Source organism: Paenibacillus sp. AD87, assembly GCF_001659845.1.
Classification (GTDB): domain Bacteria; phylum Bacillota; class Bacilli; order Paenibacillales; family Paenibacillaceae; genus Paenibacillus; species Paenibacillus marchantiae.
On the sequence record NZ_LXQN01000007.1, the window covers coordinates 4,439,739 to 4,464,463 of the forward strand.

Genomic DNA, 24,725 nt, shown 5'->3' on the forward strand with positions numbered 1-24,725 from the left:
CATTAATTAGTAAAAAAACAGCTTGCAGATGAAGGTCTGCAAGCTGTTCTCATTAGAGTATTGGCTCCCTTTTCATAGGAAGATTGATTAGTCTTATTACTTCGCCTGAAACTCACTCGCTGACATCAACAGGGCTACAACTTCAGCACGAGTTGCTTCAGCGAGCGGGTTAAACATATTCTTGCCTGTACCTTTCACCAGTCCTGCATCATATGCAGCTGCGATATAAGGTACGGCCCATGCAGGTACTTTATTTGCATCTGCAAAGGTTAAAGTGGCATTCGATTTAACTGGAAGTCCGAGCGCTCTTACGAGCATAACCGTCATCTCTACACGGGATACTTTGCCGGGTGCACGGAACGTCTCATCCGTATAGCCACTAATGATCCCTTGTTCTACAGCTTGAGCAATAAAGGATTGTGCCCATGCTGGAATTTTGGAAGCATCCTTAAACGTCAACGCCTTGCTGCTGGCTGGAAGTTCAAATGCTCTTGCCAGCATTACAATGAACTCAGCGCGTGTTGTCGGTGCATTTGGACGGAAATTACCGTCCTGATATCCATTCACAATTCCCCGGGAAATGGCTTGCTCAATGGCAGTTGCTGCCCAGTGATTGCCGATATCTTTCAAAATCACACCCGGATTGGTTGGTGTAGTACCTCCTCCATTCCCATTACCAGGGACGGAAGGTGTTGTAGGCGTGATCGGAGTTGTTGGATCCGTTGGTGTTACAGGTGTGGTTGGTGTCGTTGTACCTCCACCACTATTACCACTGCCCGGATTACTTCCATTATTTCCACCGCCATTACCAGGGTTGCTTCCATTCCCATCACCCGGAAGTGGAGCTCCCTTCAGATCAGTACTGCGTCCTTCTGCTGTCTGGTTTACCGTACCTACGCGGTCCAGATGTTCATGGAAGATTTCATAATCGACCAAATTGAGTTCATAGTACCGATTATCATCCTTCGCTGCTCTCATGGACCGATAGAAGTCTCCACCGTTAGCCATAAACGAGTTCGTCGCTACGATGTAGTATGCGTTTGGATCGATATCCGTGTACGTACCATTAGCATTCTTAATCTGTACTTTGAGTACGCGTTGACCAACTTGGGTCACCGTATTGGATATGGCATCAATTTTCTCTCCCGGCTTCGTGGAATCGTAGTAGAAACGCATGCCTGAAACTTGCGGGAAGCGCCCTTCGCCTGTTTCTACACCGCTCACGCCGTTTTCCAGCGCAGCCGTAATTTCCCTGCCTGTCATTTTTAGCGCAGACAGGTTGTTTCCATTTGGCATCATTTTCAGCAATTGTTCCAGGGTGATGTCTCCCTGCTTGAACGATTCCCGAATGCCTCCACCATTTTGAATGGCGATATATCCTTTAACATTGTTTTCCTTCACAATAGATTTCACTTTCTCTAGCATGCCGTCTGCTACCAGGTTACCGAGATTGGTTTCCTGCTTACGCACACTGCCGCGTTCTCCATCGAGGAATACATTTGTTTTACCGATAACTTCTTTTTTGAACTCAGCCAGAGGTTTCGCATAGGTTGCCAATTTTTTGGCTGCTTCCTTATCATCTGCGTAAACATAATTACCGGTGGCATCCTTCGCATCCAGCTTCAGCAATTTGCCGTTCCATGTTTTCAGTACGCCTGCTTCGTTGAACGTTACATCCAGTTGACCCAGGGAAACGTCATATTCTCCCGTCTGTACGACCAGCGTCGGATCGGTGTGCGTATCTACAACCACCGGTTTGTTCAGAATAGTGTGTGAATGACCACCGACCACGATGTCGATGCCTTCCACCGCTTCCGCAAACTTCAGGTCTTCCGAGTAACCCAAATGCGTCAGCGCGATGATTTTGTTGATGCCTTCATCTTGCAGCATGTTCACTGTCGCCTGCGCACTTGCTTTGAAATCCTTAAACTTCAGATCATCTCCCGGTGATGACAGGGATGCGGTATCCGGTGTCGTCAAGCCAAAGATTCCGACTTTCTCGCCGTTTACTTCCGTGATAATGGCCGGATAGATTTGGGAATTCTCGCCTGGATTTCCGATAGTACTGTTGTACAGGCCGCCCAAACTCGCATCCTTGGTATAGTTAATATTGGCACTCACAAATGGGAATTCCGCTTGTTCAATAAACGCCTTGAGTACACTTGGCCCTTTATCAAACTCGTGGTTTCCGAATGTCATGGCATCGTACCCGATCATGTTCATGAACTCCAGATCCGCCAGACCGTTAAAGAGGTTAAAGTACAATGTACCAGAAAATACGTCCCCTGCATCCAGCACCAGGGTGTTATCATTGCGTGTTTCTTTAATAGCGGTTACGCGGCGCGGGATGTTATCCAGATGCGCGTGTGTATCATTGGTGTGCAATACACGCAGGTTGAAGTCGCCCTCTTCTGAGGTGCTTCCAATGCTTAGCTGGGCAAGCAACGGATCATGGTCGCTGACACGCCCATGTGAATCTTCGAAATCAGCATTCACATGAACCGCTTCGATAGCAGCTGTTTCGGACAGATTTTTGCTCACCAGAATGTGATCCAGTGTCTGAGAGTTTCCGTCATAGATGTAGGAATAACGCTTGTTCTCTGGCAGTTTGTTTACCAGATTGTCCAGTTCATTCCCTTCGATAATATTCAATGTTTTGGAAAACTGAAAGTCATTGAAGTCGCCAAGAACAGCGACATTTACCTCAGGGTCTTTGTTTAGCAGTTCGTTAACAAAACGGTATACAGCAGTTGCCTGTCGTGCACGTTGAATTTCACTACTTCTTGTCGCAGGCTGTATACTTCCGTAAGGCTTCAGATCGCCGCCTTTGGAATTCAGATGATTTGCAATCACAACAACACGTTCTCCGTTGAACTCGAATTCAGCAGCGAGCGGCTTACGCGAGCTTGCAAAAGCATCATTTGTTGGATCAATCCGTCCAGGATTCAGAGACAAGCTCCCGTCCGTTCTCACTTGTATACCCGTTACTGCATCCCCTTTATTTCCTTGTTTCAGGGTTACACTTGACTCATTATATAGGAAGCCTACGCGGATGTTCCCCCCCGGAGCTCCACCATCCTTATTGTTTTCTGGAGCAATATCCGTGTATTTATAGGTAGGACCACCTTTAGATGCAATAGCATCAATCAGGGTTTGGAAACTTGCATCAGCAGCAGTTGTTCCACTGTCTGTAGCTCCATCATTATCTTGTACTTCCATTATGCCAATAATATCCGGATTCTTTAGATTATTGACTACAATTCCACCGATTTTGACAGCTCTCGCTGTATCCTTCTTGCTGAAATTTTCCACATTAAAAGTTGCAATCGTCAACTTACCATCGGCTTGCTGAATCGTCGTTGTTGCTTGCTCAAGCCCGCCGGAAGTGATGACTGGAAGATCCCCCTCCGGATTAACCTTGAAATTGCCGTTGGAATACGTCATAACACCTTTGACGGACTCAGTGAGCTTGTCACCCGTTTTGACCGCCTGAGAGGGCTTTTTGTTAATGAACAATCGTTGCGGATTAAGCGCACTCTCGTAGGATTCTGTACTATCCGCAGTCAGGATAACACCTCCTGCTGGTGTGCGTACCGGATTATTCAAACCATTATCAACGACAACTGCCAGGCCCGGTTCACTGGAATATGGACCGATAATTGTTGCATTATCAAGTTGTACTCTCATGCCTTCCAAACTCTCATAAAAATCGATCGCATCCGTTTCCGGGTTAAACTCCCCGAACTGATCTGAATCAATTACAGTAGGGATGATTCGACCGTTAGTTCCCAGAATCACAGGTTCAGGAAGTTCTTGGTTGTTGTCTTCAACCGTAATAGTTGTTGCAACGATCTCTGTCGTAGACAGCTCAGTCGTCGCTGTTGCATATTCTTTGACTTGACCCGATACCTTCACCTTGTTGCCTACTGTCATTCCATGAGAAGATTTATAGATGAGTATACCTTCGGATGTTTTTACATCGTCATCTTCCATTCCAGGAATCTCCTGTATGTAGAAGGAGCTTGCATTTACAACATAAGTCACAATACCTTCGACATTCTGAACAGCTAAACCATCATACAAAGAGTTATGGGAAGCTCCTTGAATATCATGGATTCTAAGATTGTCCAGTTCATGAAGAACTTTGTAAGTAAAGGTATATACCTCACTTGTATTTCCACCCGATACAGCAATAGCTTTAACATTCGTGTCCTGGTCTACTGTAATCGGAGCACTATACTTTGTGGATGTTTGGGTTGGTTCAGTACCATCAACCGTATAATAGATTTCTGCTCCTGCCGTTGGCGAGGACAATGTCACTGTTGATCCTTTGACAAGACCGCCTGATGGTGCACTGGCTGTAACAGAGAGCAGATTTTCGACAACATCCGATGCTGTACGTGGAATCAGTTCAAGACCATAACTTGTATGATAGGTCATAACCCCTGTCACTTTTTCGTATGTTTTGCCTGTTGCCAGTGCAGTAGGGCTATTTTTGGCATAGATCGTGATCTCTCCACCATCGGCATCTGTCGCATAAAAGGTGGAACTGCTGCTTCTTGTCACTGTAACAGCGTTGACTTCGACAAGCATCCCTTCATAAATGCCACCTGTACCCTTTCCTCCGCCTTCAGCAGGTGTGAAGTCTTTGGATGTCAGTGTAACAGGTTCAGGGATATCTTGTGTTTTATCCAAGACCTTAATATAACCGCCTGGAAATCCGGTCTTGTCCTTCTCTACCTGAAGCAAACCGTTATAGATCGTCAGCGGACCATAAGCTTCGATACGGTCACCTGGCTCCACGGTGGCATCTGTTCCACGAATGACGATTCCTGCTTGATCATCCTGAATGTACAGATTCGCCAGTCCTCCGGATTCTTCGCGATAAGTTACAATTCCTTGTACAGTAACCGGTGTATTCTCAGATTTATTTCGTGCTTCGGAGATTGAAATGGGGGTGTTGTCGACGAGGGTGTAATCTAAACTCGTAACATCACTATTTTCGATCCCCTCTTTGACTGCGTAGGTTTCAATGTGAATTGCATCATTCACTGTAATAGGCACGGTGTAGGGAAGATAATCAGTGTCCGTATTCTGCTTGTAGTATACAGTTGCACCGACTGTGGTTGTTTCCAAGGCCACCTGGGTCCCTGTTGGAACTGCGCCTGAAGCAGGATTGGCTGTGACATTCGCCACTTTGGTTACAGGAGTCTCATCGATCAGTTGGAAGGTTGTTGAAGTGGTACTTTTAATTCCGTTAACAGTAAAATATGTTTCCAATGCAGCACTGTTAATTCGAACTTTTGAATGATATAAGGATGTATTGCTTTGTAGACCAAAAGTGCTGCGAGGAGCAGAAGTGGGTACTTGTACTGGCATCATTTTGCTTACATCTGTTTCATCAGGACGATCCGCCAGTGCAAAATTTGTGTCAGAAGTAAACGGAGGATTTAGCTGAATAGAGGTTCCACTGTTGTAATAACCAACAACATATCCTTCAACAGTCGCTGTAGATTTGTCAGAATTCTTCGCCTGTGCCTGAGCAACCGTTAACGGCTCGTCAGCCGCGGCTACTTTGTTGCTGAACAAACCGGCTGGAATGGCACCTGTAATCAGCAGGACCATGGCTAAGAATAATCTGAACCAACTCTTCACTTGCAGAACATACATCTTTTTCCTACCCCCATGTTTTGAATTTGCAATCATTTGTTCATGAAGCTTGTACATTAGTTCAAATATAAGATAACTGAACTTCTATTATGTGTAAACAATATTCTTTTAAAATGATATAAAATAGAACATAAACATCACAAATTTGATGATTATAAATAAAAATAAGTAGAAAATAGCTACTATACAGCTTTTATATGTCATATTCATGACATTTACATCAATTTTTCTGTGTATAACAGCCTATATTAAGTCATTTAAACTAACATCAAAAGACCCAAATCTCTGTATTCGACATATATTGATAGATATCCCCATAGCCAACTCACCTTAAAGCGATTTTGTTCAAGATCTTTTCACAGCAAAACGATGCGACAGTCAAGATTGACCATCGCATACGTCTCACTCATTTTGACATCCTAAGTTAAGCCATACATTTCAAACTTTGCTATCTCCAGCTTGACGTTTGTCCTACTACAAGCAAAAAGTTATTTCTTCACCGTGCTGTTATACTGTCCAATCTTGTCTGTAATTTGTTTCGCTGCTGCATCCAATACGTCTTGCGGTGTACCTTGTCCATTCAAAACTGTCTCGATCGCTCCTTCGACAATTTGACGGGCTTCGGGAAATACACCCATTACGGCCCCGGATGTTGCTGTCGAATCTGCGGAAGCGTGCAATTGGTCGACTGCTGTCTGGAATTGCGGGTACTTCGCCATATTATCCTTTAATACTTGCTCATCGTAGGCTGCTGTCGTAATAGGGAAATATCCTGTCGCAACACTCCAGTTGGCTTGTACCACAGGGGTAGCCAAGTACTTGATAAACTCCCAAGCGGCTTGCTGTTGAGCCTCGGATTTATTGTTCATGATATACAAGCTTGCGCCACCAACAACGACGCCGCCTTCTTTGGCATCTGCTGGACGTGGCAGGAATCCTGTTCCCAGCTCAAACTTGCCACCAGCACCCTCTACAATTTTGCGCAATCCAGCGGTGGAATCCAGCGTCATACCGATTTGCTGTGCGGTAAACGCAGCGGTCGTATCGTCAGTGCTACGTCCCAGATTGGAGACGGTTTTCTCGTCCATCATCTTTTTCCACCATGTCAAAGTCTTCACACCAGCTTCGGAGTTCAGCATGGATTCAGTCGCTGCACCGGTTCTTCCGTTACCATTGTTTACATAATCTGCATTCTGGTTCGCAAAGAACTGTTCCATAAACCAGCCATAGATGGCCATGGATGCACCTGGTTTACCGTCTTTCGCCAGTGCTTTAGCTGCTTGCTCAAACTCTTCATATGTCTTAGGCGGGTTCTCAGGGTCCAGACCAGCAGCTTTGAACATATCTTTGTTGTAATACAGAATCGGGTTCGATGTGTTGAACGGCATCGCATTTAATTTGCCATCGATGGTGTAATAACGGATGATATTGGGCTCCAATTGGGACAGATCGAACTTATCTTTATCGATAAATTGCTGTACCGGCGTAATCATGCCCGAATCGATCATGAACTTGCTGCCGATCTCGTACACCTGGATAATATCCGGACCACTGTCCGAACCCATGGAAGCTTTGAGTTTGTTCAGGCTCTCATCATATTTCCCTTGATAGATTGCCTTCACCTGAATGTCCGGGTGACTTGCGTTGAAATCGGAAGCGAGTTGATTAATGGCTTTCTCCCCTGCACCCGACATCGAATGCCACCACGTCAGTTGTACCGGTTCAGCAGCTGCAGCATCTGCCTGCGCTCCGCCCGTTGTGCTTGTTGTTTCGGTTTTTCCGCCACAAGCGGACAATACCAGCATAAGTGCAGCCAACATCAATGCAAATGTTCCTCTTTTTTTCAAACGAAACCCGATCATAATCGCTCTCCTTTTTTTTAGGCTCACTTCAAAATAAAACCTTGGAGATGACACGGCGTGGCCGTTACGGGTCCGAATCGTTCTTTCGATCGCTGTTATCCCCGGATTTTATTCAATTCCCTTCAAAGGGGAAAATCCGGGGATAAAGGCGAACGCTTCGCTTCTACAGAATCGATTTCGTTCCCTCTACTACTACCGTGGCATATCTTCTCAACATCTTATTTCAAGAGTGAGCCTTGTTTATTCGCTCCTGGGTATCCAAACGCCAACCTTCCAAATCCTTAAAACAAATCTTAGTACCTTACCCCTTCAGCGCGCCTGCGGCCATACCGCGGACAAGCTGTTTCAAACCAAAAACCAGAAGCAGCAGCGACGGTAAAATAACAAGCGCTGTGCCGGCAAACACCAGATTCCATGCTGTGGATTCCTGGAACTCCAGCATCGAGATCCCGATCTGTACCGTCCTCATCTCTGGAGTATTTGTAACAAGCAGCGGCCACAGATAGGAGTTATACATGCTCAGGAACGAATAGATTGCCAATGTTCCAAGTGCCGGGCGGGACAATGGCAGGACATGGGAAACAAAATACCGGATATGCCCACAGCCATCGATCTTCGCTGCTTCAAACAGTTCCTTGGGCAGCTGCATAAAGAATTGTCTCAGCAGGAATGTACCGAACGCTGTTGCCAGGAACGGAATGGTCAGTCCCTGATACGTATCGAGCCAGCCCCAACTGCGCACCGTCAGATAGTTCGGGATCATGGTGACTTCCCAAGGAATCATCATCGTCGCCACAAACATGCTAAAGATGACGTTCTTGCCCTTAAACTCCATTTTCGCGAATGCATAGGCCGCCATGCTCGCTGTAACAAGCTGACCAAGCATCGTCAGTCCTGCCACCAGGAACGTATTGCCGATAAACGAACCAATCGGAACGATATCGAATACTTCCGTGAAATTGGACAGGTCTATCGATTGCGGGATGATATGAGGCGGATACGCACTGGCATCCTCCGGCGTCATGACCGCCATGAAAAAGGTGTACAGCACCGGATACAGTACAAGTGCCGCACAGATTGTAAGCAACACATACAGCAATGTTTTGGTCCATGGTGTCCTCATTGGTAATGCACTTTCCTTTCCACCCATTTGAACTGAATCAGGGTCAGCAGCATAATGACCGCGAACAGGATAAGCGCCTGCGCACTGCCCGTCCCAAAGCGGAAATTAACAAAGGCTTCCTGATAGATGGAATATACGAATACATTGGTACTGTCCATCGGTCCACCACGGGTTAGAATGTTGATTTGACCAAACGATTGGAACGCACCAATGATCGATACAACGGTGACGAAAAACAGGGTTGGCGACAACAGTGGCATCGAGATTTTGTGAAAAGTAAGCAAAGGACCTGCGCCATCAATCTTCGCGCTCTCATAAATTTCATCCGGGATGCCCTGTAATCCGCTGGATAGAATAATGTAATTGAATCCGAGATTCATCCAAATCGTCATAATGGAGATCGATATTAAAGCCCAATCCGGGCTGGTCAGCCAGGGAATTGGATCGATCCCAACTTTTCCCAATAAATAATTCAGCATGCCCAAGGTCGGATGGAACAGGAACTTCCAGATGACCGCCGATGAACCGACAGACAATACCACGGGCAGAGAGAATACAAACTGGAATATACGCATTCCCTTGAAACGGTTGTGTGTTAATGCCGCTAGAATCAGAGCTGCCAGCATGCCGGTTGGCACGGTAAACAGGACAAATAGCAACGTCACTTTCATGCCTTGCAGGAACAGTCCGGACTGGAATACCGCCTTGAAATTGTCCAGTCCCACATAAGCTGCAATCTGTCCGGTAGGGTCAGTGGAATGCAGACTCAGGTACACCGACTTGAACATCGGATAAAACAGAAACACTGCAAATAAAAGCAGCGATGGTGCCAGGAAACCATAGGCCAGCATATTCTCCCGCATCCGCTGCACACGCAGCGAAGCTGTCCGGCGCTGACTTGTACCCCATACGCGCCGTCTGGCAGCAGGCAAGCCGATCCGGTTGTCAAGCTCACTCATCGGATTTTCTTCCCCCTTGATCTACGCATTCGGTGTGTGAACTTCATCACCCACATCTAGTGTAAAAGCCAACTGTCACAGCAGCATCCGTTCTGAATCAACGCAGCGTTAATCGTGGACAAGCGATTTACCAAACAAGGGATGTTAAATAGACTTCATGACAAGCTCAGCAAACAGCAAAAAAACCGCAAGAACTCCCTTGATTCGGGAACGTTCGTGCGGCTTTATGTGTTAAGGGAAAATGAACAACGATTAGATATCAACTCAATCAATTTAACAGAAAACTGGATATTTAATGTTAACGCAAAATTTCCGGTAGAGAATCCCAAAGAAAATGGATGGCATATAAGCATATGACATACTCTTTTCATGCCATTGGCCAGTGTAGACGAAGCCTTTTAACGATTGAGGTGATACGGCACAGTCGTGACAATCACGTCTTTGTAATTGATCAGATATGCACGGATCATGAAGCTGGTCTGGTTGTGCAGTACATTTTGCCACCAATGCTTGGTGATGAACTGTGGAATTAGAATCGTGATATGGTCCGTCTCGGCCGTTTTCCATTCCACGGTATCAATGAACTTCTTGAGCGGTCCCATAATACTGCGGTATCTTGATTTAATGACAACCAGGCGAACGCCAGGGTTCCACTCTTCCCACTTCTGCTCCATCTTGCGGATGGCTTCATCATCGAACCCGATATACAAGGCAACCACATGATCTGACATCGTCTGGGCGTAAGAGATTGTATTCATGACCACCCTTGTAATGCCAGCCACCGGAATGACGATCGTATTGCCCTTTCTCACCGGTTTCTCCAGCTTGATATCAATCCTCAATTCATCCGCGATGTTACAGTAATGACGGTGAATGCGCATGAACACATAGACGACGAGTGGCAGGAAAATAAAGATAACCCATGTTTGTGTGAACTTGGTGAATATAAAAATCAATGTAATCGACAGTGTCGTCAGCATACCAATCGTATTGACGAGCAGCTTCACACCCCATCCGGATGGTTTGACTTTGATCCAGCGAATCATCATGCCCAGCTGTGACAGGGTAAATGGAATGAACACGCCCACAGCGTAGAGTGGAATCAGGCTTTCCGTATTGCCTTTGAATCCGACAACCAGTAAGGCAGACATCACACTGAGAAAAATAATACCGTTCGAGAAGCCAAGGCGGTCTCCTCTAACCATAAACATATGTGGCATATATTTATCCTTTGCCATCATGAAGGACAGCAGCGGGAAAGCAGAATAGGCCGTATTCGCTGCCAGGAACAGAATCAAGGCCGTTACACCCTGAATAATAAAATACATCGTGCCCCTGCCAAACGTGGCTTCGGCAATCTGGGAAATGACTGTGGCTTTCGGATCAGGCTTCACCCCGTAACCATAAGCAAGTAACGTGATCCCGATAAACATGGCTCCCAGAATACATCCCATAAGCATCAAGGTTCCCGCTGCATTTTTCTCGGCAGGCTGCTTAAAGTTTGGGATCGCATTACTCACCGCCTCAACCCCGGTCAAAGCTGAACACCCCGAGCTGAATGCCTTCAGCAGCAGAAACAAACTCACATGGGACATACTCGTTCCAAATTCAGGGGCAGCAGATTCCATGCCACCAGCGAGAAATTTGATACCCCCGGATATAATCAGAATCGCAATCGAAAAGATAAACAGATATATGGGGATCGCCAATACGGAAGCAGATTCCGTCACCCCTCGCAAATTCATAATGGTCAGAAATACAATCATGATCAGTGCAATAACTATGCTGTAATCATGAAGCATTGGAAAGGCAGATGTAATCGCATCGGTCCCTGCGGACGAACTTACTGCAACAGTCAGAATATAATCGACCAGCAAAGACCCTCCGGCAATCAAGCTCGGAGCCGTACCGAGATTATCCTTGGCTACGATGTACGCGCCGCCTCCTGTTGGATAAGCAAAAATCGTCTGGCGGTAGGAAAAAATTAAAATGACGAGTAATCCCAACACGGCGATAGAAATTGGAACAGAGTACCACAAGGCGGCAAATCCAGCCGCAACGAGCACCAGTAAGATCTGCTCCGTACCGTAGGCAACGGACGATAGTGCATCGGAGGACAGGATGGCAAGTGCCTTCCATTTCCCCAATTTTTCTGCATCCAATTCAGCCGATTTCATAGGCTTGCCTATTAAGATTCTCTTCATTTTGCCAAGCATGATCATAACTTCCTTCCGTCTTTCATCTGTGAAGCATTGTTATTATGCAAAATCGCCGAGCCATTGACAATACGTCATTTCACCCGAATTTCGCCAGCGTGTGATAATGCATTCTACGATTCAATAATCGATAACAAAGCCGCGCTTTATCAGTTTTTTGAACGTTTTTGAACCAAAATGGCGTTTGTTCGCCGAAAAAAAGGAAATGGCCTTCGGTTTAATAAACCAAAGACCATTCATATTAGGCTGTGTTGTAGCTCTTTCTTTTATACGATTTCGATCCGTCAAACTTCTATGCCCAATATACCAGGACGTGGAGTGACACCGAAAGCTTGGGCCAATGTAGCTAGCTGCTCATCCGTAATTCTCTGTCTGATCTCATGACCTGCAACCAGCATATACACCTGAGCCGCTTTCTCAATAGTCTCAATGAGGCCAAAGGCTTCATCAATCGTTGTACCTGTTCCAAAAATCCCATGCTGCGGCCAAATGACCGCATGGTATTCCTTCATTTTCTCAGCCGTTTCCCGTCCAATTTCATTCGATCCAGGCACCATCCACGGAATAATACCAACACCGTCAGGAAATACGACAACGCATTCCGTACACATCTGCCACAGCGTCTTTGTAAATTTCATTTCATCCAACTCATGTATAAAGGTCATCGCCAGCACATTGGTCGCATGGTTGTGCATCACAACCCGGTGTTTCGAGTCGACTTTCAGACGTTCGATATGACTCATAAAATGCGTAGGCAATTCACTCGTTGGGTTCGCTCCCGACTTTAGCCCCCACAGCACTTCCAGCTCCTGTCCATCATTCGATACTCGTAGCAACCCCAGATTGCTCTCCGGATCAGCCAGTACATTTTTGAAATATTTGCCCGAAGCAGTCACAATAAAATACTTGCCTGCCAGCTCATGCATCGAAAATGCTGGTTTGATCTTGCGGATCACATGGTTGATATCGATATATTTGGCAACTTCCTCTTCCCCCAGCAGATAGCTGACATTGCCACCATTGCGTTCATCCCACCCGTTTTTCCACATATGTTGAGTAATCTCCGCCATCTCACGAACAAATGGGATATGGAAGCCCGCAGCCTGCGTTGTTTCATTGGTAAGGGTCACGTTCATTATCATTCTCTCCTCATGATAAAAAATAGAATGCCCATCACGTACATAGTAAGTTCCTTTTTTCACATTCATTATACCTTTGTTTATCTTTATAAGTCAATGATTCACAGATAAAAACACTTCATTTATTTTTGTTTATGTTTGTTTTGTGTTTTTTTTAAAAATAAGCAAAAAAATACCTCACCGGCGTCCGGCGAGGTCAGTCACACATCTATCTAACACGAGAAGGGGTTTACAAGAATTATCTTACCTCTGCTACCTTAATAGAAGCTGAAAATGAAATAAAAAAACGATGAAAACCCCTTTACCAAAAAATTACGGTCACCGCTGCTATCCATCCATTTATGCTATATATTTAAAGACGTTGTGCTGCATTTTGGAACATATTTATTCCTTTTTCAGCAAATAGGACGGGTGCATCAGTCCTGTCGGTTTATAACGCTCGTCCCGTACATACTCAAAGCCCAGCTTGGACAGCAGGTGACGTGACACTTCATTATCCGGATGATGCCCGGCAAACAACGCTTTAGCCTTCAGTTCTCCAAATGCATAGTCAATCACCGCTCGTGCCGCCTCCATGGCGTAGCCCCTGCCCCAATGATCCCGGGTTAGATGAAATCCCAGTTCATATATCTCTTCTTCCGGAGAATACGGGCGCAAGCCGCAGCAACCAACAAACACTTCCGAATCTTTCTCAAAGAGTGGCCAGTATTGCACTCCCACATCTTCTTGCCTTTTTAATTCCTGAGTCAATCTCGCTTCCACTTCATCCTCGCTCAGAAATCCTTTGCTGCTAATCCACTTCGATACCTCATGATCTCCCCATAGAGCGGAAGCCAGAGCACGATCTTCTTCATTCCATGTCGAGAAAACAAGCCGCTCGGTTTCAAGAAACGTTGGTCTTTTCATCGTCCAATACCCTCCTGTTTCACAACATTAGTCTTCACGATGTTCCTAATGTAAATTACTCGAATAGTAACCTATTTAAACAAAAATTTGATCTAAACCTATTATATCACTGGGGTCGCACATACAATTTCTGAGGCTGTTTCTTGATTGAATCGATATGATGCATCCATAAAAAAAAAGAAAAACCTCTGCCGACAACATGTCCGACAGAGGTTCACAAAGCACGCTACATTCATTAGAAATCAGATGTTGCGATTTGAATCGTGCCTGTTGAAGCACCTGACGGAGTAGTCAACAAAGCAGCTACGAGCAGCAAATCAACAGACAACGTAAGGCTGTTGCCAGCAGGGATCAAATACGTGATTACTGGAGCGTTAACACGAGTTACAACCAGGTCTACCGGAAAAGGACCAAAGTTGTTCACCGTGATGCTGGCATTCGTGCCTCCAGCGAGGTTTTCATAATACGATTTACCCACGCTTGCATCTAAAGCATAAAATTGTTGCGGTAAAAGGATGGCCATGGAAATCACCTCCTTTTGCTTTGATACAGTATTCTATGTTTGGAATCTATTAATGTAACGGTAAAATGACCGTGTGATAACGTCCATTTTAATAGAGACGCTAGAATACTAGACACAAAAAAAAAGCCCCGCCAGTCATTAGGCGGAGCTAATTACACAAAACTCATATTCTAAGATTTTTAAGCATACAGCATGAAAAAGTTCAACTCATGCCCCTGTTGTTTGAGGTAATTATACAACTGTGAACGGTGATGGAATACGTGAGTTAGCGTTTCAATCTGCCATTGAGCCTGTAAATGACCGTGCTCCATATAGAAAGCTTTGGTTGAGCGGTTCAACAGATCTTCTTCGTTGAGTGATACAATATAAGCTTTGTAGGCTTCTAAATTGCCCCAAAGTATTGCCTCCAGTTTTTCAATATCCTCGATCCCTGACAGGCTATTCTCTACCACACCAACCTCAGCTTCGCTCTTCTCCTGCATAATGGCAAGGTCCGATGCCGTGATCTGAATAAAATGATGGACCAGTTCCACCAGTGAACGCATATTGTCCTGCGGGCGGTATACCCAATCCTCTGGACGAATCAGGCGGATCAGACTCGCCCCCGTACGTACTCCCGTCTCCAATTCATTGAGCAGATGATCCCGAATTTGCAATGTTCCATTCATATATGATATCTCCTTTACTATTATTCTCACGATCTCAGTATATCTGAAGGGGCAACCGACTTATTGTACAAATCGGACAACCTTTGTTGATGTTCCTTGGCAGCGGTCAGCGGGGTTTCCCCATAAAACTTGCGGAATTGACGAATCAAGTGGGCTTGGTCAAAAAAACCATGATTCAGGGCCAGCGCTACCCCATCCGCCGTATGCCCCTGATGAATACTGCCCAGGACACGATGAAAACGAACCACCTCACTGAATCGCTTCGGACTGATTCCGATCCATTCTGCAAACTTCCGATGCAGCTGGCGTTCACTGACAACTTCTCGCATTGCCAGCTCACTGACGCTCATACGTCCCCCATCGATAAAGATGCGATGCAGCGCGTTTTTCATCAAATCATTCTCGTATGTATTGGTTTGCACGGATAGTGGACTCAGATAGGCATTCATTACCTGCACCCGTTCTTCAAAGATTCTTGTTCCAGCTATCCGCTCCTGAAGCTCATTCAACCTGACTGGCCAACATTCCTCAAGCGGAATTCGCATGTCCGTAAATCCTTCCAATGGCAAACCATGAAAGACGTACGCCCCACCCGGAAAAAAACGTACGCCAAATGTGTAATCTGCGGAAGGACTTACATCGAATGCCTCGGGCACAGCAAATGGATGCGTATAATTGCCACAGTATACATAGGAATGAGCCGAACGGACCGAGTCGTATGTAATCAGCATGTCCGTGCAGCCATCCGGCAATACCCTAGCGGGCACTGATATAGGTTCCTGATCTTGCTCTCCTGTGTGCGGAATAGAACCGGATTCCCAATAACAGGCTACATGAGCCATTAGGGAAATAGAAGGTATTTGTTCAATATAATACGTGTTCCGATCTGTCCCATTCATCTGAATGGGTCTGAACAGCGGATGCAGGCTGTGGTCCATGAACCATCCCTCCGTTACTAGCATTTATGTATTTATCTATCATACCATCAACCGATGAAATGAAGAAAAAAAGTACCCCGCCGGACGATCCGACGGGGCTAGTCACACATCTATTTAACACGAGAAGGGGTTTACAAGACTTATCTTACCCCTGTTACCTTAACGGAATCTGAAATGAAGATGAAAAGAACATCAATTTTTATGGACAACTCCGGAGACATTTATTGCTCCCATGAAGGATTAAGCGCTCTAGCCATGGCACGGATATAATCCTGACTAGCCCGCTGGCTAACTTCCGCATCAGGCACAAATACTTCGAAGCAGTGATAAGCACCGGGATACAGGTGCATTTCGACATCCACTCCCGCTGCCGCAAGGCGTGTCACATATTCAATAGTTTCATCTCGAAACAGATCAAGCTGGCCAATACACGTATACATTGGGGGTAGCCCTGCCAGATTTTCAGCTCTTGCTGGGACAGCGTAAGAAGGCATGTGGTGTTCTTCGGTATCCCCCAATCCCTCCATCTCTCCTCCAAGGTACATACTCCATGCCTCCAGGTTATTCGTCCGATTCCATGTGGCATTTTGTTCCGTAATTTCATGGCTTGAAGCCGAAATATTGCGATCGTCCAGCATCGGGTACAAAGGCATTTGGAAGATCAGGCTCGGCCCACCTTTATCGCGGACCATTTGTGCAAGTGCTGCAGTCAGCCCTCCACCTCCGCTTGCTCCGGCAATTGCGACTCTGGTGAGATCAATGCCGAGCGACTCCGCTTCGTCCGTCATCCATACCAGACCTGCATAGCAGTCATGAAGGGCAGCAGGATAAGGATGCTCAGGAGCCAGGCGATAATCAACCGATACGACTACACAGTGAGCCGCTTGTACAAAGCGCTCACATAACGCATCATCCATATCCGGATGTCCCAGCACATAACCTCCTCCATGAATCCACAGCATCGCCGGCAGCTTATCTCCAGTACGCTCAGACGGTTCATATAGTTTGACCAACATGTCTCCTGCTGCCCCAGCAATAATTCGATTTGTGGTGCGTACGTCGTTCGATTTCACAATTGGTGGGTTCACGAGCATCGCCCGGCTAACCTGCAATGCCCCCTTCAAATTAAAGCCCGGAAACTGTGCTAGTGTATCTCTTAATTCAGGTACCACCCGATCCACAAAACTCATATGCAATTCCTCCTTCAGTGTATGTTCTTTATGCTTTTTGTCCATTCTCAGCTTCCCACTCAGCCAACTCTGTCCGCACTCGAGGTGCCACCTCTGTTCCGAGCAATTCAATCGCTCTCATCACCTGATCATGTGGCATCGTGGCAATCGGTACGTACATCATGAAACGTGTAATGCCCACATTCTTGCGAAGGTGAATGATTTTCCGGGCAACCGTCTCTGGATCACCTACGTACAAAGCACCCTCATGGCTACGTGCAGCATCAAAACTGGCACGACTGTAATGTCCCCATCCGCGTTCCTTGCCAATTTTGTTCATGCCCGCCTGGGTAGAAGGAAAGAACAGATCAGCCGCCAGTTCTGTATTTTCAGCCACAAATCCGAGCGAATGCGACCCTACAGTAAGCTTCGAAGCGTCATGTCCGGCATGTGCCGCTGCCTGCTTGTACAACTGTACAAGGGGGCCAAAATTCCTTTCCGGGCTCCCGCCAATAATAGCCAACGTCAACGGAAGCCCCAGCAATCCTGCACGCACCACCGATTCCTGATTGCCCCCGCTGCCAATCCATATGGGCAAAGGGCTCTGCACAGGCCGTGGATATACGCCCAGATTATGTATTGCAGGTCTGTGCCCACCTCGCCAGTTGACTATTTCGGACTTTTGCAGGTTAAGCAGCAGTTCCAGATGTTCATCGAACAGCTCATCATACTCACCTAGCTCATATCCAAACAAAGGGAATGATTCGGTAAAGGAACCCCGCCCTGCCATAATCTCCGCACGTCCATTCGAAATGCCATCCAGTGTGGCAAAATCCTGAAACACACGTACCGGGTCAGCGGACGAAAGTACCGTTACTGCACTAGTCAGCCGAATACGCTTGGTCATGGATGCAGCTGCGGACAGCACCATCGCAGGGGAAGAAGCCGCATAATCTTTACGATGATGTTCTCCTACGCCAAATACATCCAACCCCACCTGATCGGCAAGCACGATTTCTTCCACCACTTCACGCAATCGCTGTGCATGACTTATGACCTCACCTGTCCGAAGATCGGGTGTTGTCTCCACAAACGAAGTAATTCCTATTTCCATAACTGATTTCTCCTTATTCAAAATTGGACTATCACTACTCGTAAAATAAATTACCGATCGGTATGTTATTTAGGTAGTTAATATATCTCACTGTTTCGCTTAATGTCAATCTATTTATTTTGATTAAATATGTATCTCATTTCTTAAATACATCATCAAAAAGACGTTGGTTTGACAAATTATTGAGAGTTATATATTATATATCATACTGATGAGTACGAAATGTAATTAGCAAAACACGATCTATATGATCCAATACAAAAAAATCTATACTTTAGAAAATATAAGTAACAAGGAGTATTTATTATGGCGAGAACTCGCGAATTTGACGAAGAGAAAGTACTGGATGCAGCGATGCAGCTTTTTTGGGAAAAAGGATATGAGGCCACTTCATTAAGTGATCTGACTTCAAGAATGGGCATCCAAAGACCCAGTATATATTCCACTTTTGGAGATAAAAGAGAACTGTTCGAAACGTCGCTACGGAAATACACCATGGCGCGTGCCGCAGAGATGCGAACCAGATTGGCGGGTATTGCATCGGTAAAAGAGGCTTTCCATACTTTTTTTGCAGAAATCGTGGATGAAGAATACAACGCAGAGCGACTCAGTCGTGGATGCTTTTGCATCAATACGATGGTTGAGCTTGCACCCCATGATGAGAAATTTGAAATCCTCACCCGGGAACATCAGATGTACCTGTCGGTCATCTTTCAGGAAAATATTGAGCGGGGAATGCGATCAGGTGAACTTAACCCTTCCATGGACGCCAAGGCTGTCGCGCAAGCACTCATTGTATCCCTAATTGGACTGACCGTTTTCATGAAGTCCCGTCCCAATCGTTCATTTATAGAAAACTCGATTCGAGTCACACTTTCCTTGCTGGATTAAGTCCAAGTGATGATAAGAAAAAATAGCACTGCTGGCTAAACGCCGGCAGTGCTTCATTCATTTCACTGAAAACTTGACCCTCTGCGATTGGCTGACAAACATAATACCTCATTCGGATTTTCCAAAAGTATATACTTTGGTCAAACGCCCAGTCGTTCGCGTGGGCAATCGCATAGGATGCCGTATAAATGATTTGGGAGGTTTTTTCTTGAATAATTATCAAATGATGCATCCAATGGCTAACTCACATTATGTGCCCCATATGCCCCATAACATTGTCGTTCATCCAGTGGATCATTGCGTAGTCGAAAGTCTGATGTCCCTGGTTGGAAAAGTGGTTATCCTGGAAACGACTCGCGGTAGACTGGATGGATGTGTGGTCGCTGTTAAACATGACCATGTTGTGCTGGAGGAAAGAAACAGAAAATTCTTCGTGCGTATTGCCGAAATCGTCTGGATTATGCCTGACTAAATACTGATTGAGGGCTAACGGACCAAACTCCTCTTAAAATGGAGAATTAGACCACACTTAAGAGATGATTCCTGTACTGCACAGGGGTCATCTTTTAAGTCTGCTCGATCTACTGTTCATATTTTTTAAGGAGACGAGTACAGGTTTAAAGTTTCTCGAAGGAACATTATAATGAAAGTACGAAATAACGATGCATTACGAGGTGAGAATTTGCAATATCTGTTTACAATACTATTCATCCTAGGCTTTATGGCTTTCTTCGTATTTATTGTTTTGATGGTCTTATCCATACGAAAACATAACCGGATACCGATAAAGCATGTTTTGCTAACGGCGGCATGTTTTGCAATTGCTTCGATAGGAATGTATGGCATGTTGGCTTTACCTTCAAATACTCCGCAATCATCTGGGACAGAACACACGGAGAAACAAGAATCTGGCGCTGTTACAACAGAGGAAGATCACGCACCTCTAACTCAAACGAATGCCTCTGGCTTCCATATGACAACGGAGGAATTCAAAAACAAGTTTAATGGCGCCGTGGGCAAATACCGACTAAATGGTTTGAGTATTACCCGCTTGAATATGAAAGACTCTTCAGAGCAGGGCACTGGCGCTTTCGAGTATGTATTCAATGATAAATTACGATTGGTTGGTACATTAAATTCAGATCAAAAAGTACAAGAAGTCAGGTTGTACGAGAATGGTGATGTCAGCGAACCAACGGGTGGAATCTTATTGACTGCTATCGCTACACTTATTCTGACAACCAATAACGAGTACACGTATAATGATGCGCAAGACGTGATTCAGGATATCGGCATATTGGATCGCGATGTAAGTCAGAGTAATTTTGATGGAGCGACGGTTCGAAATGGATTTGAATATCGCTTCAGCGTACAGGATCATGATCACTCTACTTTTAAAATAACTGTTGCGAAATGAGACCCCATTGTGTAAAGAGGCCGCTCCATGAAGGAACGGCCTAACGTGTGATATGTACTGTTTGGATAGTTCAGTAATAATGAACACCTCCACAATGCGAGAGTTACTCAATGATGTGTCTTACCTTTGAATCACATGATTAACGATTCTCTGAGCATCGTATTTAACCCATCCCAACAGTGCTGAACCTCGTGATGTTTGCCAAGGCAGCCCTACAAAATACAGTCCAGCAACCGGTGATACTCCTCTCTCGTGTAAAATTTTACCTTGGGAATCAAAAGCAGTAGCGATATCAATCCAACCATCATTTCGTTTAAACCCAGTAGCCCAGATAATATTGTCTATTGGTGCCTCACTCCCATCCTCATATAGGATGCGGTTATCTATTGCATTCATAGCACGTGGACGCTTGTTAACTTTCCCTTTAGTGATCAACTCTTTTAACTCATAGCCATATACGTACTCAGGCTGATTTCGTAACCATTTTCCGACCATACGATCTGCACTTGCACGTAATACTCCGAGCTTTTCGAAATACCAGAATATACTTCGTTTCATGATATGCAAAGGTCTAAATGTTATATTTCGAGCTATGGATATGTATACGGTTTGTCTATCATCTGATGCTAACTCTACAGCAATTTGGGCGCCTGAATTCCCTCCGCCTACGACTACTGTTGTTCCAGGAAGCAATTGAGAGCGGTTTTTATACTCTGATGAATGAAGTTGAATTACATTCTCGGATAATGATTTCGCAAAATGAGGAACATTCTTGGTCTGGAAAGGTCCCGTCGCAACGATAATATTGCGCGCTTCTATCATTCCATCATTGGTTTCAGCATAGAACATCTCATCTCGTTTCGAGAGACGAGAGATTGAACAGTTTAACTTTATTGGAAGCTCCATTTGTTTAGCATAGTTTTCAAAATAATCTGCAATTTCATCTTTGCTTGGCAGGCTATTTTTATTTCCACTAAGAGGCATTCCGGGTAATCTGTCATACATTCGTGGGGTAAAAAGACGCAAGGAGTCGTACCGTTTACGCCAAGATTCCCCGACAGATGAGACAGCGTCAACGATTAAAAAGGTTAACCCCGACTGTTGAAGATAGTAACCTGCCGCCAAGCCTGCTTGCCCAGCCCCGATAACTAATACATCATACATATGTATCATCTCCAATATCGCTTATGCATTAATATATGAGCAATTATTCATATGTTTATTTTACTTAACTACTGTCTATTTAGCAATAGTAGAGACTATCATCATACTAATCAAAATTAAAAAGACTCCCTCACGGGAGCCTTTACTCATTTAATCCTAGTTTGCTTGTAACGTATCTTTAATGCTATTCCTGATATGCTGGTTAGTTTTACCTGGTGTATTGATCGATGTCATCGATCGCAGATTGATGCTCTCTTCTATGATGATCTTCATGCTGTCGAACGTCGTTCTTTAACTTGGCTAAGAATCCCCACCCCATAAATACAAGTAAAAGCACGGTAATCAGCGCATAAGCAAAGCTATATAGATTCATATAGAAGTTGATAAAAATTGCAGCGAGCATCAAGCCCAGAATCCACAATGTCCACTTCGTACCCTTTCTCAAATGATTTCCTCCCCTCGATCTTAGTAAATGAAAAAAGGCTCCCTTTCGGGAGCCTTCATCTATCGGCATTACAAAAGGTTTTTACACCTTTATTACATCATGCCGCCCATTCCACCCATACCGCCCATGTCAGGCATTCCGCCACCAGCACCTGCAGGTTCTGGTTTGTCAGCGATAACTGCTTCAGTAGTCAGGAACATTGCTGCTACGGAAGCAGCGTTTTGCAATGCATAACGAGTTACTTTCGCAGGGTCAACGATACCTGCTTCGATCATATTAACCCATTCGCCAGTCGCAGCGTTGAAGCCTACGCCAGTTTGTTCTTTTTTCAGACGTTCCACGATTACGGAACCTTCTTCGCCAGCGTTAGCTGCGATTGTACGGATTGGTGCTTCCAGAGCGCGCAGGACGATGTTTACGCCCGTTTGCTCGTCACCGGACAGGACTACGCCTGCAACCGCGTTATATACGTTCATGAGCGCTGTACCACCACCGGATACGATACCTTCTTCAACCGCAGCGCGAGTTGCGTTCAGGGCATCTTCGATGCGAAGTTTGCGTTCTTTCAATTCTGTTTCAGTAGCCGCACCAACTTTGATTACTGCTACACCGCCGGACAATTTAGCCAGACGCTCTTGCAGTTTCTCTTTGTCGAACTCGGAAGTTGTTTCTTCCAGTTGTGTACGGATTTGGCTAACACGTGCATCGATATCGGATTTGTTACCAGCACCGTCAACGATGATTGTGTTTTCTTTCGTTACACGGATCTGACGAGCTGTACCCAGTTGTTCCACAACAGCGGATTTCAGGTCTAGACCCAGTTCTTCCGTGATCAATTGGCCACCAGTGAGGGCAGCGATATCTTGCAGCATTGCTTTACGACGGTCACCGAATCCTGGAGCTTTAACAGCTACAGCATTGAAAGTACCACGCAATTTGTTCACAACCAGCATAGCCAGTGCTTCGCCTTCGATATCTTCAGCGATCAATACCAGCGGTTTGCCTTGTTGAACGATTTTCTCCAGCAATGGCAAGATTTCTTGCGTGTTGGAGATTTTTTTGTCTGTGATCAAGATGTACGGGTTGTCCAAAACAGCTTCCATTTTGTCCGTATCCGTGATCATGTAAGGAGAGATGTATCCACGGTCGAATTGCATACCTTCAACCACTTCAAGCTCAGTAGCGAATCCTTTGGATTCTTCTACTGTGATTACGCCATCTTTACCTACTTTTTCCATAGCTTCAGCGATCAGTTCGCCTACTTCTTCGTCAGCTGCAGAGATTGCTGCAACTTGTGCGATGGATTGTTTGGAATCAATTGGTTTGGAGATCGATTGCAATTCAGCAACCGCAGCTTTAACCGCTTTGTCGATCCCTTTACGGATACCGATTGGGCTAGCGCCTGCAGTTACGTTTTTCAAACCTTCTGTGATCAGCGCTTGAGCCAATACAGTTGCAGTTGTTGTACCGTCACCGGCAACATCATTTGTTTTGGTTGCTACTTCTTTAACCAGTTGTGCACCCATGTTCTCGAATGCATCTTCCAGTTCGATTTCTTTAGCAATCGTTACACCGTCATTCGTGATGAGCGGGCTTCCGAATTTTTTCTCCAGAACCACGTTACGGCCTTTAGGACCGAGTGTTACTTTAACTGCATTAGCCAATGCGTCCACACCACGAAGCATGGAACGACGAGCGTCTTCACTGAATTTAATGTCTTTAGCCATGGTAAGAAAACCTCCCTAGTATATTGTGTAAAATGGTGTTGCTATATGGTTCGGTTAACCGATTAAATTTGAATTAGTCGAGAATCGCGTGAATATCGCTTTCTTTCATAATCAAATATTCTTTACCTTCGAACTTGATTTCTGTACCGGCATATTTGGAGAAAATAACGCGATCTCCTTCTTTCACTTCCAGAGCTACACGTACTCCGTCTTTCAATACTCCTGCGCCAACAGCAATAATTTTACCCTCTTGCGGTTTTTCTTTAGCGGAGTCCGGCAGTACGATCCCGAAAGAAGTTGTTTGCTCTTGCTCCAGTGGTTCTACCAATACGCGTTCACCTAAAGGTCTGATCATGAAAAATAGCCTCCTTTTGAAATTATATAACGTTACATTGTAGGTTGTAGCCATATGTATTAGCACTCGACAGTGTTCAGTGCTAACAACCAACTTTATGATACTTCAACTTGAAGCATGATTTCAAGTCCTTTTCATGAATTCCTGCGAGATTTTACGTTGTATTTACACCAACCCAGCCAAAAAACTCCCGATTGGCCTGCGTAAATGCCATAATACCTCATTAACTTATTCCACAGAATCCGTAAGTCCTCCTGCATCGTTCTCAGGCAGCCCTTTTCCATTGTATCCATTGTTGAACATAATATGCCTGCTTGTCCCGTCCATCAGAATATATAACCGTAAAAGCTTGTCTCCCTTTAGTTCCCGGGTAAGAACTGGTCTCCTTATCCCGGGATGGGCACCATACAAGATTATCATAGTCATAACAATCAGATGG

At 45.2% G+C, this 24,725-nt stretch carries 20 protein-coding genes; 3 read left to right on the forward strand and 17 right to left on the reverse strand.

Features of this window, described 5'->3' with window-relative positions:
• Nucleotides 1-96: 96 nt before the first annotated feature.
• From gpAD87_RS19650 to gpAD87_RS19705, 12 genes are all read right to left on the reverse strand, one after another.
• Nucleotides 97-5,670: an S-layer homology domain-containing protein gene (locus tag gpAD87_RS19650; protein ID WP_064640046.1), complete on the reverse strand. Its 5,574-nt coding sequence runs from the start codon at nucleotides 5,668-5,670 to the stop codon at nucleotides 97-99.
• 488 nt (nucleotides 5,671-6,158) lie between these two features.
• The gene (locus tag gpAD87_RS19655; protein WP_064640048.1) at nucleotides 6,159-7,532 is read right to left on the reverse strand and encodes an ABC transporter substrate-binding protein; all 1,374 of its coding nucleotides are present in this window, start codon (nucleotides 7,530-7,532) and stop codon (nucleotides 6,159-6,161) included.
• Between the two features lie 301 nt (nucleotides 7,533-7,833).
• Entirely contained in the window at nucleotides 7,834-8,655 is an 822-nt protein-coding gene (locus gpAD87_RS19660; RefSeq protein ID WP_064640050.1) for a carbohydrate ABC transporter permease, read from the reverse strand.
• Nucleotides 8,652-9,518, reverse strand: a complete 867-nt coding sequence (locus gpAD87_RS19665; RefSeq protein WP_442950742.1) for a carbohydrate ABC transporter permease — start codon at nucleotides 9,516-9,518, stop codon at nucleotides 8,652-8,654. The genes gpAD87_RS19660 and gpAD87_RS19665 overlap by 4 nt, the downstream gene beginning before the upstream one ends.
• A 494-nt stretch (nucleotides 9,519-10,012) precedes the next feature.
• The gene (locus tag gpAD87_RS19670; RefSeq protein WP_064640054.1) at nucleotides 10,013-11,830 is read right to left on the reverse strand and encodes an APC family permease; all 1,818 of its coding nucleotides are present in this window, start codon (nucleotides 11,828-11,830) and stop codon (nucleotides 10,013-10,015) included.
• Nucleotides 11,831-12,114: 284 nt separating this feature from the next.
• A complete protein-coding gene (rhaD, locus tag gpAD87_RS19675; RefSeq protein WP_063564465.1) occupies nucleotides 12,115-12,966 on the reverse strand; it encodes a rhamnulose-1-phosphate aldolase in 852 nt (283 codons plus the stop codon).
• Between the two features lie 387 nt (nucleotides 12,967-13,353).
• Nucleotides 13,354-13,875, reverse strand: a complete 522-nt coding sequence (locus gpAD87_RS19680; RefSeq protein ID WP_064640055.1) for a GNAT family N-acetyltransferase — start codon at nucleotides 13,873-13,875, stop codon at nucleotides 13,354-13,356.
• 235 nt (nucleotides 13,876-14,110) lie between these two features.
• Nucleotides 14,111-14,398, reverse strand: coding sequence for a hypothetical protein (locus gpAD87_RS19685; protein ID WP_064640057.1), 288 nt, complete (start codon nucleotides 14,396-14,398; stop codon nucleotides 14,111-14,113).
• A 179-nt stretch (nucleotides 14,399-14,577) separates the two neighbouring features.
• The gene (locus tag gpAD87_RS19690; protein ID WP_064640059.1) at nucleotides 14,578-15,066 is read right to left on the reverse strand and encodes a DinB family protein; all 489 of its coding nucleotides are present in this window, start codon (nucleotides 15,064-15,066) and stop codon (nucleotides 14,578-14,580) included.
• A gap of 26 nt (nucleotides 15,067-15,092) precedes the next feature.
• Nucleotides 15,093-16,004, reverse strand: coding sequence for a helix-turn-helix domain-containing protein (locus gpAD87_RS19695; RefSeq protein WP_064640061.1), 912 nt, complete (start codon nucleotides 16,002-16,004; stop codon nucleotides 15,093-15,095).
• A 221-nt stretch (nucleotides 16,005-16,225) separates the two neighbouring features.
• Complete coding sequence (locus tag gpAD87_RS19700) at nucleotides 16,226-17,194, reverse strand: alpha/beta hydrolase (RefSeq protein WP_064641049.1); 969 nt, start codon at nucleotides 17,192-17,194, stop codon at nucleotides 16,226-16,228.
• 28 nt (nucleotides 17,195-17,222) lie between these two features.
• A complete protein-coding gene (locus gpAD87_RS19705; protein WP_064640063.1) occupies nucleotides 17,223-18,287 on the reverse strand; it encodes an LLM class flavin-dependent oxidoreductase in 1,065 nt (354 codons plus the stop codon).
• 306 nt (nucleotides 18,288-18,593) lie between these two features.
• On the opposite strand from gpAD87_RS19705, the gene gpAD87_RS19710 reads away from it, so the two are divergent.
• The 3 genes from gpAD87_RS19710 (at nucleotide 18,594) to gpAD87_RS19720 (ending at nucleotide 20,595) form a co-directional block, all read left to right on the forward strand.
• Entirely contained in the window at nucleotides 18,594-19,178 is a 585-nt protein-coding gene (locus gpAD87_RS19710) for a TetR/AcrR family transcriptional regulator (RefSeq protein ID WP_064640065.1), read from the forward strand.
• A gap of 208 nt (nucleotides 19,179-19,386) precedes the next feature.
• Nucleotides 19,387-19,650 carry a DUF2642 domain-containing protein gene (locus tag gpAD87_RS19715; protein ID WP_064640066.1) on the forward strand — a complete coding sequence of 88 codons (264 nt, stop codon included), beginning with the start codon at nucleotides 19,387-19,389 and terminating at the stop codon, nucleotides 19,648-19,650.
• A gap of 171 nt (nucleotides 19,651-19,821) precedes the next feature.
• Nucleotides 19,822-20,595, forward strand: a complete 774-nt coding sequence (locus gpAD87_RS19720; RefSeq protein WP_064640068.1) for a hypothetical protein — start codon at nucleotides 19,822-19,824, stop codon at nucleotides 20,593-20,595.
• 120 nt (nucleotides 20,596-20,715) lie between these two features.
• On the opposite strand, the gene gpAD87_RS19725 is transcribed toward gpAD87_RS19720, so the two are convergent.
• The 5 genes from gpAD87_RS19725 to gpAD87_RS32225 all read right to left on the reverse strand — a co-directional run bounded on the left by gpAD87_RS19725 (nucleotide 20,716) and on the right by gpAD87_RS32225 (nucleotide 24,712).
• The gene (locus gpAD87_RS19725; protein WP_064640070.1) at nucleotides 20,716-21,768 is read right to left on the reverse strand and encodes a flavin-containing monooxygenase; all 1,053 of its coding nucleotides are present in this window, start codon (nucleotides 21,766-21,768) and stop codon (nucleotides 20,716-20,718) included.
• Nucleotides 21,769-21,967: 199 nt separating this feature from the next.
• Entirely contained in the window at nucleotides 21,968-22,204 is a 237-nt protein-coding gene (locus tag gpAD87_RS19730) for a hypothetical protein (protein WP_064640072.1), read from the reverse strand.
• Between the two features lie 92 nt (nucleotides 22,205-22,296).
• Entirely contained in the window at nucleotides 22,297-23,931 is a 1,635-nt protein-coding gene (gene groL, locus gpAD87_RS19735; RefSeq protein WP_064640074.1) for a chaperonin GroEL, read from the reverse strand.
• A gap of 73 nt (nucleotides 23,932-24,004) precedes the next feature.
• Nucleotides 24,005-24,286: a co-chaperone GroES gene (gene groES, locus gpAD87_RS19740; protein ID WP_024630746.1), complete on the reverse strand. Its 282-nt coding sequence runs from the start codon at nucleotides 24,284-24,286 to the stop codon at nucleotides 24,005-24,007.
• Nucleotides 24,287-24,514: 228 nt separating this feature from the next.
• Nucleotides 24,515-24,712, reverse strand: a complete 198-nt coding sequence (locus tag gpAD87_RS32225) for a hypothetical protein (RefSeq protein WP_197521443.1) — start codon at nucleotides 24,710-24,712, stop codon at nucleotides 24,515-24,517.
• Between the last annotated feature and the right edge of the window lie 13 nt (nucleotides 24,713-24,725).